This is a genomic window from Pseudomonas migulae, assembly GCF_024169315.1.
GTDB classification, from domain to species: Bacteria; Pseudomonadota; Gammaproteobacteria; order Pseudomonadales; family Pseudomonadaceae; genus Aquipseudomonas; species Aquipseudomonas migulae_B.
Genome location: NZ_JALJWR010000001.1, coordinates 5,773,060 through 5,788,335, shown reverse-complemented (window position 1 = coordinate 5,788,335; position 15,276 = coordinate 5,773,060). Strand labels below are relative to the sequence as shown.

Below are 15,276 nucleotides of genomic sequence, written 5' to 3'. Positions count from 1 at the left end.
TTAAGGTCCGATCCATGGCTATTAAAGAAGGTTTACGCCCGGGTGGACGCAGCGCCCGGGTGCAAGAGTCGATTCATTCGGCGGTCCGCGCGCTCCTGGAAGAGCAGGACCGCTCCACCGTGACCGTCCCGCAAATCGCTGCGCGCGCCGGGGTTACGCCGTCGACCATTTACCGGCGCTGGGGCGATCTGTCGGCGTTACTGGCGGATGTCGCCCTCGCACGCATGCGGCCCGACAGCGAGCCAGCCAACACCGGCAGCCTGCGCGGAGATGTGCGAGCGTGGGCGGAGCAGTATCTGGACGAAATGAGTTCCGAACCGGGGCGCAACATGCTGCGCGATGTGCAATCGAGCCCGACGCCAGGCTTTTGCGCGGCCCTCATTGGCGGGCAATTGCAGACGATTCTGGATCGCTATCCTGATGAGCCGAGACCGAGTGTCGATCGACTGATCAATCTGGTCGCGGCGCCTTCGGTGTTTCGCATTCTGTTTTCGGCGGCACCGTTGGAGGTTGAGGAATTGCATCGGTTGATCGAGATTGCGTTGAGTCAGTCATGACGCCTTCGCGGGCAAGCCTCGCTCCTACAGGTTTTGTATTACGACACAGAACCTGTGGGAGCGTGGCTTGCCCGCGAAGAGGCCAGCGAATACAGCAAAAATCTGCCTGACACGCCGCCGTGCGACACCCCGCCACGCCACGACCTTGGTCGACACTGACTAACGCAGACGGTCGTGCGAGACTGTCTGTCCGGGCGGGAGTCCCGGGTGTCTTTTGTCTGGAGTTCCCATGTCGCTGTCCAGCGGGCTGATCGCCGCCGTCGCCCTGGCCTATATGGCCATCATGTTCGCCATCGCTTTCTACGGTGACCGCCGCAGTGCGCCGTTGCCGCCGCGGGTGCGCGCCTGGGTGTACAGCCTGTCGCTGGCGGTCTATTGCACCAGCTGGACGTTCTTCGGCGCCGTCGGCCAGGCCGCCGAACAACTCTGGTCGTTCCTGCCGATCTACCTCGGGCCGATCCTGCTGCTGGTCTGCGCACCGTGGGTCCTGCAAAAAATGGTGATGATCAGCAAGCAGGAGAACATCACCTCCATTGCCGACTTCATCGCTGCCCGTTACGGCAAATCCCAGTCGCTGGCGATTGTCGTGGCGCTGATCTGTCTGGTCGGCGTGCTGCCCTACATCGCGTTGCAGCTCAAAGGCATCGTGCTCGGGGTAAACCTGCTGATTGGTGCCGGTGCCGACGCCATGGGCACTCGCGCCCAGGACACGGCGTTGATCGTGTCGCTGGTGCTCGCGTTGTTTACCATCGTGTTCGGTACCCGCAACCTCGATGCCACCGAACACCACCGCGGCATGGTGCTGGCGATTGCGTTCGAGTCGCTGGTCAAGCTGTTCGCGTTTCTTGCGGTCGGCGCGTTCGTGACGTATGGCCTGTACGACGGTTTCGACGACCTGTTCAATCAGGCGATGCTCGCCCCGCGCCTCGAAGAGTATTGGAAGGAAACCATCAACTGGCCGTCGATGGTGGTGCAGACCGGTGTGGCGATGATGGCGATCATCTGCCTGCCCCGTCAGTTTCACGTGACCGTGGTGGAGAACATCGACCCACAGGATTTGCGCCTGGCCAAATGGGTATTCCCGGCGTACCTGGCGTTGGCGGCCTTGTTCGTCGTGCCGATCGCCTTGGCCGGTCAGATGCTGCTGCCCAGCTCGGTGTTGCCGGACTCGTTTGTCATCAGCCTGCCACTGGCGCAAGCCCACCCCGCGCTGGCGATGCTGGCCTTTATCGGCGGCGCCTCGGCGGCGACCGGCATGGTGATTGTGGCCAGCGTGGCGCTGTCGACCATGGTCTCCAACGACATGCTGCTGCCGTGGCTGTTGCGCCGCAATAACGCCGAGCGGCCGTTCGAAGTGTTCCGCCAGTGGATGCTCTCGGTGCGCCGCGTCAGCATCGTGGTGATTTTGCTGCTGGCGTATGTCAGCTATCGCCTGCTGGGGTCCACCGCGAGCCTGGCGACCATCGGCCAGATCGCCTTCGCCGCCGTGACCCAACTGGCACCGGCCATGCTCGGCGCGCTGTACTGGAAACAGGCCAACCGCCGCGGCGTGTTCGCCGGCCTCGCCGCCGGCACATTCCTGTGGTTTTACACGCTGATCCTGCCGATTGCTGCCCACAGTCTCGGCTTATCATTGAGCAGTTTTCCCGGTCTGGCGTGGCTGCACAGCAATCCGCTGAACCTGCCGATCACCCCGCTGACCCAAGGTGTGGTGCTGTCGCTGGCCGGCAACTTCACCTTGTTCGCCTGGGTGTCGGTGCTGTCGCGCACACGGGTTTCGGAACACTGGCAGGCCGGCCGTTTCATCGGCCAGGAAATCAGTGCCCGCCCCAGCGCCCGTTCGATGCTGGCGGTGCACATCGAGGATCTGCTGCAACTGGCCGCGCGGTTTGTCGGTGAAGAACGTGCCCGTCAGAGTTTTATCCGTTTCGCCTACCGCCAGGGCAAAGGCTTCAACCCGAACCAGAACGCTGACGGTGAATGGATCGCCCACACCGAGCGTTTGCTGGCCGGTGTGTTGGGGGCTTCTTCGACGCGTGCGGTAGTAAAAGCCGCCATCGAAGGTCGGGAAATGCAGCTCGAGGACGTCGTCCGAATCGCCGACGAAGCCTCGGAAGTGCTGCAGTTCAATCGCGCGCTGCTGCAAGGCGCGATCGAGAACATCACGCAGGGCATCAGCGTGGTCGACCAGTCGCTGCGACTGGTGGCGTGGAACCGGCGTTATCTGGAGCTGTTCAACTACCCGGACGGTTTGATCAGCGTAGGCCGGCCGATTGCCGACATCATTCGCTACAACGCCGAACGCGGTCTGTGCGGTCCAGGCGAAGCCGAAGTGCACGTCGCCCGCCGTTTGCACTGGATGCGTCAGGGTCGCGCCCACACCTCTGAGCGACTGTTCCCCAACGGCCGTGTGATCGAGCTGATCGGCAACCCGATGCCGGGCGGCGGTTTCGTCATGAGTTTCACCGACATCACCGCGTTCCGTGAAGCCGAGCAGGCGCTGACCGAAGCCAACGAAGGCTTGGAACGACGGGTCACCGAGCGCACCCACGAGCTGTCGCAACTCAACGTCGCCCTGACCGAAGCCAAGGGCACCGCCGAGTCGGCCAACCAGTCGAAAACCCGTTTCCTCGCGGCGGTCAGCCACGACCTGATGCAACCGCTGAACGCCGCGCGCCTGTTTTCTGCGGCCCTGTCCCATCAGGACGACGGCTTGTCCAGCGAAGCGCAGAAACTAGTCCATCACCTGGATACGTCGTTGCGCTCGGCCGAGGACCTGATCAGCGATCTGCTGGACATTTCCCGCCTGGAAAACGGCAAGATCAACCCGGATCCGAAGCCGTTCGTGCTCAATGAACTGTTCGATATTCTCGGCGCAGAATTCAAGGCGCTGGCCCGGGACCAAGGGCTCAAATTCAGGGTTCGAGGCAGTACGTTGCGAGTCGACAGCGACATCAAGCTGTTGCGACGAATCCTGCAGAATTTCCTGACCAATGCCTTCCGTTATGCCAAGGGGCCGGTGCTGCTGGGGGTTCGTCGGCACAAGGGGGAACTGTGCCTGGAGGTCTGGGACCGTGGGCCGGGGATTGCGCAGGACAAACTGAAAGTGATTTTCGAAGAATTCAAACGCCTGGATAGCCACCAGACCCGCGCCGAGAAAGGCCTGGGACTGGGCCTGGCGATTGCGGACGGATTATGTCGCGTTCTGGGCCACACCTTGCAGGTGCGCTCCTGGCCGGGTCGCGGCAGTGTGTTCAGCGTCAGCGTGCCGATAGCCAAGGCGCAAATCGCGGCGCCGGCCAACGTCACCGAGCTCAACGGCAAACTCCTGAGCGGCGCGCAGGTGCTGTGCATCGACAACGAAGACAGCATCCTGATTGGCATGAACAGCCTGCTGACCCGCTGGGGTTGTCAGGTCTGGACGGCGCGCAATCGCGACGAATGCGCGGCGCTGCTGAGCAATGGCATTCGCCCGCAACTCGCACTGGTGGATTATCACCTGGACGATGGCGAGACCGGCACGGACTTGATGGCCTGGTTACGAACCCGCCTGGGCGAGCCGGTGCCGGGCGTGGTGATCAGCGCCGATGGACACCCGGAAACGGTAGCCCGGGTGCATGCGGCCGGGCTGGATTACCTGGCGAAGCCGGTGAAACCGGCGGCATTGCGGGCGTTGTTGAGTCGGCATTTGCCGTTGTAGCGCGCCCTCGAGCGCCCCCAAAACCTGTGAAAAACGGTGCGGCGCAGCCCAGCGGGAGCAAGCTCCCTCGCCACAGGTCAGCGAAAACCAAAGATTTATTCGGGCAACTCGGCCAACCCGTCGACATCGGTCATCGCCCGCTCCAGCAAGTCCGCCGGCAAGCTCTTGCTCGCCCGCGCGCCGAGCAACTTGAGCTGTTCGCTGCGACTGACCAGATTGCCGCGGCCCTCTGTCAGCTTGTTGCGCGCAGAACTGTAGGCCTTGTCCAGCTGCTGCAGGCGGTTGCCGACTTCATCCAGATCCTGGATGAACAGCACGAACTTGTCGTACAGCCACCCTGCCCGCTCGGCGATTTCCCGGGCGTTCTGACTCTGGCGCTCCTGCTTCCACAGGCTGTCGATGACACGCAGGGTGGCCAGCAACGTGGTCGGGCTGACGATCACGATGTTGCGGTCGAATGCCTCCTGGAACAGGCTCGGCTCCGCCTGCAACGCCGCGGAAAATGCCGCTTCGATAGGCACGAACAGCAACACGAAATCCAGGCTGTGCAAACCGTCGAGGCGCTTGTAATCCTTGCCGGCCAGGCCTTTGACATGAGTACGTAGCGACAGTACGTGCTGCTTGATGGCGATCTGGCCGATGGCGTCGTCTTCCGCCGCGACGTATTGCTGATAAGCCGTCAGGCTGACCTTGGAGTCGACCACCACCTGCTTGTCGCCCGGCAGATAGATGATCACGTCTGGCTGGAACCGCTCACCGTCCGGACCTTTGAGGTTGACCTGGGTCTGGTACTCGCGGCCCTTCTCGAGGCCGGCGTGTTCAAGCACCCGCTCAAGAATCAGCTCACCCCAGTTGCCCTGGGTTTTCTGGCCTTTCAAGGCACGGGTCAGATTGGTGGCTTCGTCGCTCAGGCGCAGGTTCAGCTGTTGCAGACGCTCCAGCTCCTTGGCCAGCGAGAAGCGCTCGCGCGCCTCCGCTTGATAACTTTCCTCGACGCGCTTTTCAAACGACTGGATGCGTTCCTTCAAAGGATCGAGCAACTGGCCCAGACGTTGCTGACTGGTTTCGGCAAAACGCTGCTCGCGCTCGTCGAAGATCTTGCCCGCCAGTTCAGCGAACTGGGCACGCAATTCGTCCCGTGAGCCTTGCAGGTCGTTGAGGCGTTGCTGATGGCTTTCCTGTTGTTCGCGCAGCTCTGCGTTGAGGGAAGCGGCCTGAGCGTCCAGGCGCCGCAACTCAGCCTCTTTGCCGGCGCGTTCGATATTCCAGGCGTGGGACGCATCGCGGGCGTCATCGCGTTCGATCTGCAGCAGTTCGATTTCACGGCGCATCGCGGCCAGGTCTGCCTGTTTGGCGGCGTTGGCCTGTCCCAGATCGGCGATCTCGTCGCGGCAGGTTTCGAGTTGGGCGTTCAATCCATCCTGGGCCAGGTGGGCCATGGCCAGACGCTCTTCCAGCAGCGCAACGTCCGACTGCGAGGCGCTCGCCCGGCGCTGCAGTTGCCAGGCCAATGCCAACAACGGCAGTGCAGCCCCCGCCAGCCCGAGCAATATGCTGGTCAAGTCCATCGCCATCGCCATTCCTGCCCATTCGATAAAGCTTGAAGGTTAACCAAGGTGTCAGGTCTTGGACAGCTCAGTCTTCGATCAGACCCAGTTCCTGTTGGGCGCGTCGATCCCCCGCCCGCGCGGCCTGACGCAAAAGGTCCTGGCCGATACGGCGATCCCGGGCGTTCCCGCATTCGCGGCACATCAACTGGCCCAGACGGCTTTGTGCGGCCACGACGCCTTCCCGGGCCGGTTGCTTGAGCAAACGCCCGGCGAAGTGTTTGACGTTGGTGTTTTCACCCAGGCGCGGGCTGTCCAGCAGCCACTCGGCCACACGCATGGAAAAGCGCTTGGGCGGGGTAACACGGGGAGGAATAGAGGTTACAGAATCTGATACTGAGCGAAACTTCATAAAGCACTGTGGGGCAGATCGGAAGGCGCGCCACTCTACTCTTTTTTTCTTACAGGTAAAGCCTAAAAAACCCGGCACGCCCGTCCTAGAGCAAGCGCTCGGGACAATCCACAGAAGCTGTGGATAACTCAGTGGACAACCGCCCTTGAACTCTCGCAAACCCCTGTGGAATGGGGCTCGCAGTCAAACTGACGATTTTTTCACCAGTAAAAAAAAGCGATGTTTTTCATTGACTTAAATTTTGGATACAGGCACCCACTCTGCTTGAGGGCAAGATGACAGTGGGGTGACAACTCGCGCAACTTATGTGCACAAGTACCTTCGAGGCAGTTATATCGATGCGCTTTTTCGGCGCATTTTGTTACCCGACCTGGGGATAAACCCCGGCAAACCCTTGGTCCAGGCTGAGTCCGACCCGATGAACGTAGCAGACCGACCGTCGGATTTTGAGCTATTGCAGGGCGAGGCAGGCGCTCAAGGCCGCCAATGCACTACGGCGCGGCGGTATCTGGAAGATGTTTTTGGCTAACACACTTCCCTTCTGCAATTCAATCCGTTAGTATCCGCGGCGTTAGTACCAAGCTGAAAGTCAATTCTGGTCGAACAATCCCCCCGGTCTGCCTTCCCACAGGAAGCTTCAACCGAACAAGCGGGCTCGACCACCTCGATGGTTTCCAGGTAAACCTTGCGTCAACACTGCCTTTGAATCGAAAGCAAAGGGTGTTGCGAAGCTCACTTACTCTGACCGAACCAGCCTGCAAATTGATCAGGATCTTCACCTGGGGCCCAGAACCTTTGCCCTTGATGTGTTGCCTGCCCTCCTAAGTACCTACCTGCCAGCCCAAGCGCGCCAATTTAATCAGCGCTTCAAACTGGCTGCTTTGTTCCAGTCGGGTTCTTCGTTCGACCAATGGTGGTCGTCGTCACTGGAACGTTTTAACTTTGCACGGTTCTTATCCGTGTCGCTTGTAGGAACACCCATTAATGACTACTCAAATCCACACCCAGGATGCCATCCGCACCCTAACCAACGCTTTTGCACCAATGAACTGCCTGATCATGGCCGCTCGCAAAGGCTGCTTCAGCTTCACACTGGTCAACGAACACGGCATCGCTCGTCACAGCGAACGCCTGTACCCCGATCAATACTCCAGCGCCGAGCCGCTGCAGGCCGTGATCGAGCGTACCCGTCAGGCACTGGTTGCCTGATACGCCGGAAAGCTGAAACCTCAAAAGCCTCGCTTGAAAAGCGGGGCTTTTTATTGCCCGATATTTCTCTTTTCACGCCCGTTTCGCGCCCTCCGCGTAAGCACTAACCGATATAACGGTTATAACTCGCTGCCAGAAATATTTTAAAAACAGTCCTTTACAGCGCGAATATGACACTACACTTCAACTCAAGCGGCCTGAGCCGCTTCCGGCGAGCCTGATTCGATCCACCCGCTGCCAACGCTACCTTCAGGACTCGCCGACCACTTCTCGTTCGAGGGTTTTATGGGTATCGCTGCCAGCGAACTGTGCCGCTATGTGATACGCCCGACATTGATTTACCTTGGGCGCCATAGCGCAACCGCCGAATCCCTGCTGCTGGGCATCGCCGCCAGTCAGTCAGCCCTCGGTTCCGCCCTGCACGACCGCCGTGGACACGGCCTGTACCGAATCGCCGAACCCCGCCACCAGGCACTCTGGGACCATTACCTGGCACTTGATCCGGAACGCGCCAGCCTGGTCCGAGGCCTGGCCAGCCAACATGCTTTCCTGAGTGGCCCGCACCTCGAACTGACCGTCAACCTGCGTTACGCCACAGCCATCGCCTGGCTGCTGGTCGAAGAACAGAACACTCCGCTCCCCGAAGCAGACGACTTGCTGGGAATGGCCCGCATCTGGCGCCAGACCTTCCAGCCTCAAGGACGCCTGAGAGACTTCACCTACGCGTGGCAAACCTGTGTTTCACCGCTGAACCTGGTCGCCTGCTGATCCCCCCTTTCCGAAGATCGCGCAACACGCCGCGATTTGGTCGGATTGTCCTACAAAACCGCTCTAAATCAAGGCATACAGCCTATGGCGCTGGGACGAAAATGTTGGTAATTTTCGCCCCGGTGATCACCAGGAGTTCTAATAATGAAAAAAGTAATGCTCAAAACCACCCTTAGCCTTGCCGTTGCCGTGGCATCCACCCAAATATTCGCAAGTGGCTTTGCCCTCAACGAACAAAGCATCAGCGGTATGGGGACAGGTTTTGCCGGGCGATCTTCTTCTGCCGACGACGCATCCACTGTTTTTGGCAACCCTGCCGGTATGGCTCGCCTCAAGCGCGAACAAGTGACCGGTGGTGTTGCATTCATCGACGCCCATGCTGACATCAGTGATGCCAGCTCCCGCCCTAATGGTGGTACCAACAAAGGTGACATGGTCCCTTTCATGGGCGTCCCTATGGGTTACTACGTCAAGCCAATCGATGACCATTGGGCATTCGGTATCGGTGTATACGCACCGTTCGGCCTGGTGACCGACTACGAGAGCAACTTTGCCGGCCGTTATTTCGGCAGCAAGAGTGAAGTCAAAATCGTCACCGTGCAGCCAACCGTCAGCTATGCCTTCAACGACAAGGTGTCGATCGGTTTCGGTCCGACCATCAACCGTATCGACGGCACCCTGGAATCGAACCTGTCGGCAACGCAGCTCCGTCCAGACGGCAAAGTCAAGATCGAGGGTGACGACACCGCGCTTGGCTACAACTTCGGTATCCTGGTTCAAGCCACCGATAGCACTCGCGTCGGCCTGACCTACCACTCGAAAGTGAAATACAAGCTCGATGGCAACACCAAGGTCGACTACCAACTCTTCGCGCTGCAGGGTCAGAACCCGAGCCAGAAGTACGACGCGTCGCTGGACATCACCACGCCTGAGTCGGTCGACTTCTCGGTCACTCATCAGCTGGACGACCAGTGGACTCTCTACGCAGGCAGCACCTGGACTCGCTGGAGCCGCCTGAAAGAGATCACCGTCGAGAACGAAGGCGTCCCAGCGGCCCTGCGTCCCCAGTTCGGTACCATCACCGAAGAACAGAACTGGCATGACACCTGGGCTCACGCCATCGGTGCTTCGTATCAGGTCAACAAGCAATGGGTCCTGCGTACCGGCTTCTCCGTCGATCAGGCACCGACCAACAACGAGAACCGTTCCCCACGCATTCCGACTGGCGATCGCAAGATTTTCAGCCTGGGCGCCGGCTGGAGCCCGACCGAAGACCTGACCATCGACGTCGCGTATTCGTACCTGATGGAAGAGTCGGTCAAGATCAACGAGACCAACGCTCGCAACCAGAACTACACCGCCAAGTATGAAAACTCGGCAAACGGTTTCGGTGTCGGCGCAACCTACCGCTTCTGATGATTCACGGCGAGCCTGAACCACTCGCCACTTGAATCAAAAAAAGCCCCGCTCTCTTGTACAGAGGCGGGGCTTTTTAGTGGATGTCGATCAGGGTTGCGAGGCCAGTGCTTTTTCCACCGCCTCGATAAACTCGGGATCATCAGGCGTGGTCAGGCTGGAAAAATTGGCGATCACTTTGCCCTTGCGATCGACCACGTATTTATAGAAATTCCACTTCGGCTCATCGCTCTGCGCAGCGAGCACCTCGAACAGGTGAGTCGCGTCATCACCGCGGACTTTCTGCGGCTCGGTCATGGTGAAGGTCACGCCGTAGTCCACGTAGCAAACCTTGGCGGTTTCCTCGCCATCCTTGGACTCCTGCTTGAAGTCGTTGGAAGGCACACCAATCACCTCCAGCCCCTGCCCCTTGTAACGCTGATTCAGCGCTTCAAGGCTTTTGAACTGCGGGGCGAAACCGCAGAAGCTCGCGGTATTGACCACCACCAGCGGTTTCCCGGCGAAGCGCTGGCACAGGTCGATCGTTTCCTTGGCGCGCAGCTTGGGCAACGAACCCTGCAAAAGCTCCGGGCACTCGGAGGCTTGTGACAATCCGGTAAACGCCACCAGTAACGCGGGAACGGCAAGCCAGCGTATCAGCATGTCCATGCCTCCTTGAGAAGTCGTCTGAAACGAACTTACTCGCCCTCACATCGTGCTAGCAAGCGCCCATGCCCAATTGCATCAACGCCAGCCCGCCCTGATGCCAGCCCCACCACGCCAGGGCCAGCAGCAATACGCCGCCCGCTGCCACGGCGATCCGCGGCCAAAGGCTGTTCATGCCGCACTCATCCGGGTTTGCAGGCGCGCCACCGGCCGCTCACGCACCGGCCAGTTCAGGGCAGCCGCCAACAGACTCAAGAGAATCGCTACCTGCCAGATCAAGTCATAGCTCCCGGTCCGGTCATACACCACCCCGCCCAACCAGCCGCCAAGGAATGATCCGAGCTGGTGGAACAGGAAAACGATCCCACCGAGCATGGACAGATTTCGCACGCCAAACAAGGTCGCCACGGTGCCGTTGGTCAACGGCACCGTCGACAGCCACAGGAAACCCATGGCCATGCCAAACAGGTAAGCCGTAGTCGTCGTGACCGGCGCCCACAGAAACAGCGCAATCACCACGGCCCGCAGCAAATACAGACCGGTGAGCAAGCGCGGCTTGGACATCCGTCCGCCGAGCCAGCCTGCCGTGTAAGTGCCGAAGATGTTGAACAAGCCGATCAGTGCCAACACCGTGGTCCCGACGGTCGCCGGCAGGTGCTGATCCACCAGATACGCCGGCAAGTGCACGCCGATGAACACCACCTGGAAACCGCAGACAAAAAAGCCGAACGACAGCAGCCAGAACCCCGAATGGGAACAGGCTTCGCGTAGCGCTTCGGTCAACGTTTGCTCATGACCGAGGACCGGCAACGGATTGTCCTTGAGCATGCTCACCAACGGCACGATCAACGCCACCAGCAAGCCCAGCACCAGCAAGGCCGCTGACCAGCCGAGCCAGCCGATCAACCCCAGCGTACCGGGCAACATGGCGAACTGGCCGAAGGAACCGGCGGCACTGGCAATGCCCATGCCCATGCTGCGTTTCTCCGCTGGCACCGCGCGGCCGACCACGCCAAGGATCACCGAGAACGAGGTGCCCGACAGACCGAGACCGATCAACAATCCGGCGCTCAGCGACAGGGTCACGGCCGAGTCCGACAGGCCCATGAACACCAGGCCCAATGCGTAGAGCACACCACCGACCAGCACCACTTTCGCCGCACCGAAGCGGTCCGCCAGTGCACCGGTAAAGGGTTGCGCCAGCCCCCAGATCAGGTTCTGCAAGGCGATGGCAAAGGCAAATGTCTCGCGCCCCCAGCCGAATTCGGCGCTCATCGGCGCCAGGAACAGCCCGAAGCCGTGTCGCACGCCCAGAGACAACGCAAGGATCAGCGCACTCCCCACCAACACCCAACCGCAAGTACGCCACATCGATGTCATTCTTATTCTCCGGTAGCGGGTATATACCCGCTTGAGGTCGGAAAAACCGGCGTCAGGCCAGTTCGTCCAACAGCTTCAGCAAGATTTCGCGTTTTTCGGCACCCAGTCGATCAACCAGTCGCTGCTGCGCCGCCTCCCAGGCTGGCAAGGCCGCTGACAGGCGTTCAGCACCGGCCTCGGTCAGCCTGACGATGCGATTGCGCATGTCTTCGCCCTCGACCAGCCTGACCAGGCCTTCGCCCTCCAGCACTCGCAGATTGCGACCGAGGGTGCTGCGGTCCAGGCCCATGGCTTCCGCCAGGACGGAAATACTCGGTTGATTCAGACGCTGCAGATTACACAGCAAAGAATACTGGGCAACGTTGATTCCGAAGCCGTCGAGAGCGCCGTCGTAATGCCTGCTGACGCCACGGGCGGCGCGACGCAGGTTGATGCATAAACATTGGGAGTCGAGCATGGTGCGTGTATATACCCGCGGTTAAATGAAAGCAAATTTTTAAAGACATGTTACCTGCAGGAGCGAGCGGTGCGGCGATCCGACTTGCCCGCGAAGAACGATTACCCGGTTTACCTGCGAGACAGCGGTGTGGCCTTCGCGGGCAAGCCTTGCTCCTACAAAAACAAAGCAATACCCACCAGCACCGCAACCTCCAGCAATTCCAGCAACGCCCCCGCCGTATCGCCGGTCGTCCCGCCCAATCGCCGCAGCATCACCTGCCGCAACCAGACAAACACCAACACCGCGAGCCCCACAGCCAAGGCACCGCTGAAGCCTGCAATCAGAACACACATCAACGCACTGACCGCCAGCACCCACTTGCCCGCCAATCGCGGAAGATGATCCGCCAGCGCCTGCCCCAAACCACCTGCCCGCACATACGGCGTAGTCAGGAACAACCCCAACAACGCGGCGCGGCCAATCAACGGAACGATGATCAGAAAAACGCTGTGCTGCTGCTCGATCAATGCCAGCACTGCGGCGAACTTCAGCAGCAACACCAGCACCAGCGTCACCACCGCGGTCGGACCGCTGCGTGGATCCTTCATGATGGTCAGCGTGCGTTCACGGTCGCCGAACCCACCCAGCCATGCGTCGGCGCTATCGGCCAGCCCGTCAAGGTGCAACGCTCCGCTGAGCAACACCCAAACCGTCAGCAACAACGCCGCGTGCAGTAACAACGGCGTGCCGAGCAGCAGCCAGTTCAGCGCCCACAAAATCGCGCCAAACAGCAGCCCTACCAACGGATAAAACAGCAGCGAACGCCCCAACTCCTGCGGAGCCGGCATGCCCGGCAGACGAATCGGCAGACTGCTCAAAAATTGCAGGGCGATCCAGAACGGCAACATGGTCAGATCGCTTCCCTTAACAAAACACCGGATTCAACCGACAGCGAAAACAGCGCACCATGGCCGACTTCAACGTTAAGCAACTGCTCACGTGGCAAGCCCCGCGCCTGCGCCAGCAACAAACGCATGACGCCGCCATGGCTGATCAACAAAACACGTTCGCCCGCATAGGCCGCGTGCAACCGAGCAACGGCCGCCACTACCCGCGTCGAAAAATCCTCGACCCGCTCCCCTTGAGGTGGCGTAAACGAATAAGGGTCGGCCCAGAACAGGCCCAGCGCTTCGGCATCGGTTTCCATCAACGCCGCCGCGCTCTGCCCTTCCCACGCGCCGAAATGCAGTTCCTGCAGGTCCTTGTCCAGCTGCACCGGCAAGCCCAGCTTCACCCCGAGCTCTTCCGCGAACCGCGCACAGCGTTGCAACGGCGAACTGACCAGGCGATCCCAAGGCCCCTGCTCGACCACCGCCGCGCGCATCTGCGCCCAGCCTGTTTCGGTCAATGCATCGTCGAGGCTGCCGCGCAGGCCGCCGCCGAGTTCGGTTTCGCCGTGGCGCAACAGGTCCAGGCGCAAAGTCATGCCGGACGATCCGCCACGGCCGCTTCGGCGAACGTCGCCATTTGCCCGTGAAGGTCGCACGCCAGGCGCAACAGCGGCACAGCCAGCGCCGCACCGCTGCCCTCGCCCAGACGCAGGCCGAGGTCGAGCAAGGGTTCGGCATTCAAGGTTTCCAGCACATGGCGATGACCCGGCTCGGCACCGCGATGACCGAACAGCAGCCACGGGCGGCAGTCAGGATTCAAGCGCACCGCCACCAACGCGGCGACGCTGCAAATGAATCCGTCCACCAGCACCGCGATGCCTTCCTGGGCACACGCCAGATACGCGCCGACCAACGCTGCGATTTCGAAACCGCCAAGGTTGAACAAGGTTTGCAATGCGTCGCCACGCTGAGCGCTGTGCAAGGCCAAAGCGCGTTCGATGACCTGGGCTTTATGGCTGACACCCGCCGCGTTCAGGCCAGTGCCCGGTCCGGTCAAGTGCACCACCGGGCAATCCAGCAACGCACAGGCCAACGCACTGGCTGCCGTGGTGTTGCCGATGCCCATTTCGCCACCGATGAACAACTGCGCACCGGCGGCGATCGCACGCTGCACACTGTCACGACCGGCGTGCAGGGCAAGTTCACCCTGCGCTTGAGTCATGGCTGCGCCTTCAACAAAATTCGCCGTGCCCGCGCCGATGTTCAAGTGCCGCACGCCTGGCAGGTTCAACGACGGCGTTACCGTGCCGAGGTCGACCACTTCGAGAGAAGCGCCGAGCTGACGTGCGAGCACACTGATCGCCGCGCCACCGTTGACGAAGTTATGCAGCATCTGCCCGGTGACTTCCTGGGGAAACGCCGACACGCCTTCGGCGACGATGCCATGGTCACCGGCAAAAATCGCGATCCACAGCTGATCCAGGCTCGGCTTCACCTGCCCCTGCAACCCGGCCAATTGCACCGCCACCGACTCGAGCCGCCCAAGGGAACCGGCGGGTTTGGTCAACTGTTGTTGCCGGGCTTGAGCCTGTTCGACGGCTTGAGCGTCAACTGGCTTGCACGGGTTCAGCCACCAGGATTGAGTCATAACGCAGTTCCTTTCAAAGTCAGGGGCAGGCCGGCGACGGTCAGGACGACTCGCTGACAGCGCTCGGCCAAGGCTTGATGCAGCCAACCGGCTTCATCGACATAGCGGCGAGTCAATTCGCCCAGCGGCACGACACCCATTCCGGTCTCGTTGCTGACAAAAATGATTTCGCCCGGCAATTCCGCCAGGCCGTCCAGCAAGGCTTCGCGCTCGGCAGTCAGTCGCTCGGTGTTATCGAGCATCAGCAGATTGGTCATCCACAGGGTCAGGCAATCCACCAGCACGCAGCGATCGACGCGGGCCGTTTCACGCAGGACGCGGGCGAGTTCAACGGGCTCTTCGATCAACGCCCATTCAGCCGGACGACGAGCGCGGTGATGGGCGACCCGTTCGTTCATTTCACCGTCCAGGGGTTGGCTGGTGGCGATGTAGGTCACCTGGAGTCGGCTGTCTATTGCCAGTTTTTCGGCCAGACGACTTTTGCCGGAGCGGGCGCCGCCGAGGATCAGTTGCAGCATGGTTCATTTCCTAAAATGTGCGGTGACTGTGCCGGCCCCTTCGCGGGCAAGCCCGCTCCCACAAGGATCGCAGTAGTTCACAGGTTTTTTGTACACCCACAAAACCTGTGGGAGCGGGCTTGCCCGCGAAGGGGCCGGTACAGTCGC

Annotated in this window: 15 protein-coding genes; 5 read left to right on the top strand and 10 right to left on the bottom strand. The window is 60.7% G+C overall.

What is annotated here, in order from left to right; genetic code table 11:
* Window positions 1-14: 14 nt before the first annotated feature.
* Entirely contained in the window at window positions 15-557 is a 543-nt protein-coding gene (locus J2Y86_RS26580) for a TetR/AcrR family transcriptional regulator (RefSeq protein WP_253438506.1), read from the top strand.
* Between the two features lie 229 nt (window positions 558-786).
* Window positions 787-4,257, top strand: coding sequence for a hybrid sensor histidine kinase/response regulator (locus J2Y86_RS26575; protein ID WP_253438503.1), 3,471 nt, complete (start codon window positions 787-789; stop codon window positions 4,255-4,257).
* A gap of 95 nt (window positions 4,258-4,352) precedes the next feature.
* On the opposite strand, the gene rmuC is transcribed toward J2Y86_RS26575, so the two are convergent.
* Window positions 4,353-5,717 (bottom strand): DNA recombination protein RmuC, encoded by a 1,365-nt coding sequence (rmuC, locus tag J2Y86_RS26570; protein WP_253440435.1) that lies wholly within the window; start codon window positions 5,715-5,717, stop codon window positions 4,353-4,355.
* A gap of 175 nt (window positions 5,718-5,892) precedes the next feature.
* The gene (locus J2Y86_RS26565; protein ID WP_253438500.1) at window positions 5,893-6,216 is read right to left on the bottom strand and encodes a sel1 repeat family protein; all 324 of its coding nucleotides are present in this window, start codon (window positions 6,214-6,216) and stop codon (window positions 5,893-5,895) included.
* Window positions 6,217-7,200: 984 nt separating this feature from the next.
* Here J2Y86_RS26565 and J2Y86_RS26560 point away from each other — a divergent pair.
* From J2Y86_RS26560 to J2Y86_RS26550, 3 genes are all read left to right on the top strand, one after another.
* The gene (locus tag J2Y86_RS26560; protein ID WP_008031832.1) at window positions 7,201-7,425 is read left to right on the top strand and encodes a hypothetical protein; all 225 of its coding nucleotides are present in this window, start codon (window positions 7,201-7,203) and stop codon (window positions 7,423-7,425) included.
* 285 nt (window positions 7,426-7,710) lie between these two features.
* Window positions 7,711-8,193, top strand: a complete 483-nt coding sequence (locus J2Y86_RS26555; protein WP_253438497.1) for a hypothetical protein — start codon at window positions 7,711-7,713, stop codon at window positions 8,191-8,193.
* A 144-nt stretch (window positions 8,194-8,337) separates the two neighbouring features.
* On the top strand, window positions 8,338-9,609 hold the full coding sequence (locus J2Y86_RS26550) for an OmpP1/FadL family transporter (RefSeq protein ID WP_253438494.1): 1,272 nt from the start codon (window positions 8,338-8,340) through the stop codon (window positions 9,607-9,609).
* Between the two features lie 90 nt (window positions 9,610-9,699).
* On the opposite strand, the gene J2Y86_RS26545 is transcribed toward J2Y86_RS26550, so the two are convergent.
* The 8 genes from J2Y86_RS26545 to cobU form a co-directional block, all read right to left on the bottom strand.
* Complete coding sequence (locus tag J2Y86_RS26545) at window positions 9,700-10,251, bottom strand: glutathione peroxidase (RefSeq protein WP_253438491.1); 552 nt, start codon at window positions 10,249-10,251, stop codon at window positions 9,700-9,702.
* Window positions 10,252-10,306: 55 nt separating this feature from the next.
* On the bottom strand, window positions 10,307-10,429 hold the full coding sequence (locus J2Y86_RS30230; protein WP_263596738.1) for a hypothetical protein: 123 nt from the start codon (window positions 10,427-10,429) through the stop codon (window positions 10,307-10,309).
* Complete coding sequence (locus tag J2Y86_RS26540; RefSeq protein WP_253438488.1) at window positions 10,426-11,634, bottom strand: MFS transporter; 1,209 nt, start codon at window positions 11,632-11,634, stop codon at window positions 10,426-10,428. Before J2Y86_RS26540 ends, J2Y86_RS30230 begins: the two co-directional genes overlap by 4 nt.
* A gap of 52 nt (window positions 11,635-11,686) precedes the next feature.
* Window positions 11,687-12,091, bottom strand: a complete 405-nt coding sequence (locus J2Y86_RS26535; RefSeq protein ID WP_253438485.1) for a MarR family winged helix-turn-helix transcriptional regulator — start codon at window positions 12,089-12,091, stop codon at window positions 11,687-11,689.
* 155 nt (window positions 12,092-12,246) lie between these two features.
* Complete coding sequence (locus J2Y86_RS26530) at window positions 12,247-12,981, bottom strand: adenosylcobinamide-GDP ribazoletransferase (protein ID WP_253438481.1); 735 nt, start codon at window positions 12,979-12,981, stop codon at window positions 12,247-12,249.
* A gap of 2 nt (window positions 12,982-12,983) precedes the next feature.
* A complete protein-coding gene (gene cobC, locus J2Y86_RS26525) occupies window positions 12,984-13,559 on the bottom strand; it encodes an alpha-ribazole phosphatase family protein (protein WP_253438478.1) in 576 nt (191 codons plus the stop codon).
* On the bottom strand, window positions 13,556-14,611 hold the full coding sequence (gene cobT / locus J2Y86_RS26520) for a nicotinate-nucleotide--dimethylbenzimidazole phosphoribosyltransferase (protein ID WP_253438475.1): 1,056 nt from the start codon (window positions 14,609-14,611) through the stop codon (window positions 13,556-13,558). The genes cobC and cobT overlap by 4 nt, the downstream gene beginning before the upstream one ends.
* Window positions 14,608-15,129, bottom strand: coding sequence for a bifunctional adenosylcobinamide kinase/adenosylcobinamide-phosphate guanylyltransferase (gene cobU, locus J2Y86_RS26515; protein ID WP_253438472.1), 522 nt, complete (start codon window positions 15,127-15,129; stop codon window positions 14,608-14,610). The genes cobT and cobU overlap by 4 nt, the downstream gene beginning before the upstream one ends.
* Window positions 15,130-15,276: the final 147 nt, after the last annotated feature.

Coding starts and splice junctions, on each gene's coding strand:
- J2Y86_RS26580 (WP_253438506.1), top strand. CDS start 15: ATGGCTATTAAAGAAGGTTTACGCCCGGGTGGACGCAGCGCCCGGGTG.
- J2Y86_RS26575 (WP_253438503.1), top strand. CDS start 787: ATGTCGCTGTCCAGCGGGCTGATCGCCGCCGTCGCCCTGGCCTATATG.
- J2Y86_RS26565 (WP_253438500.1), bottom strand. CDS start 6,216: ATGAAGTTTCGCTCAGTATCAGATTCTGTAACCTCTATTCCTCCCCGT.
- J2Y86_RS26560 (WP_008031832.1), top strand. CDS start 7,201: ATGACTACTCAAATCCACACCCAGGATGCCATCCGCACCCTAACCAAC.
- J2Y86_RS26555 (WP_253438497.1), top strand. CDS start 7,711: ATGGGTATCGCTGCCAGCGAACTGTGCCGCTATGTGATACGCCCGACA.
- J2Y86_RS26550 (WP_253438494.1), top strand. CDS start 8,338: ATGAAAAAAGTAATGCTCAAAACCACCCTTAGCCTTGCCGTTGCCGTG.
- J2Y86_RS26545 (WP_253438491.1), bottom strand. CDS start 10,251: ATGCTGATACGCTGGCTTGCCGTTCCCGCGTTACTGGTGGCGTTTACC.
- J2Y86_RS30230 (WP_263596738.1), bottom strand. CDS start 10,429: ATGAACAGCCTTTGGCCGCGGATCGCCGTGGCAGCGGGCGGCGTATTG.
- J2Y86_RS26540 (WP_253438488.1), bottom strand. CDS start 11,634: ATGACATCGATGTGGCGTACTTGCGGTTGGGTGTTGGTGGGGAGTGCG.
- J2Y86_RS26535 (WP_253438485.1), bottom strand. CDS start 12,091: ATGCTCGACTCCCAATGTTTATGCATCAACCTGCGTCGCGCCGCCCGT.
- J2Y86_RS26530 (WP_253438481.1), bottom strand. CDS start 12,981: ATGTTGCCGTTCTGGATCGCCCTGCAATTTTTGAGCAGTCTGCCGATT.
- cobC (WP_253438478.1), bottom strand. CDS start 13,559: ATGACTTTGCGCCTGGACCTGTTGCGCCACGGCGAAACCGAACTCGGC.
- cobT (WP_253438475.1), bottom strand. CDS start 14,611: ATGACTCAATCCTGGTGGCTGAACCCGTGCAAGCCAGTTGACGCTCAA.
- cobU (WP_253438472.1), bottom strand. CDS start 15,129: ATGCTGCAACTGATCCTCGGCGGCGCCCGCTCCGGCAAAAGTCGTCTG.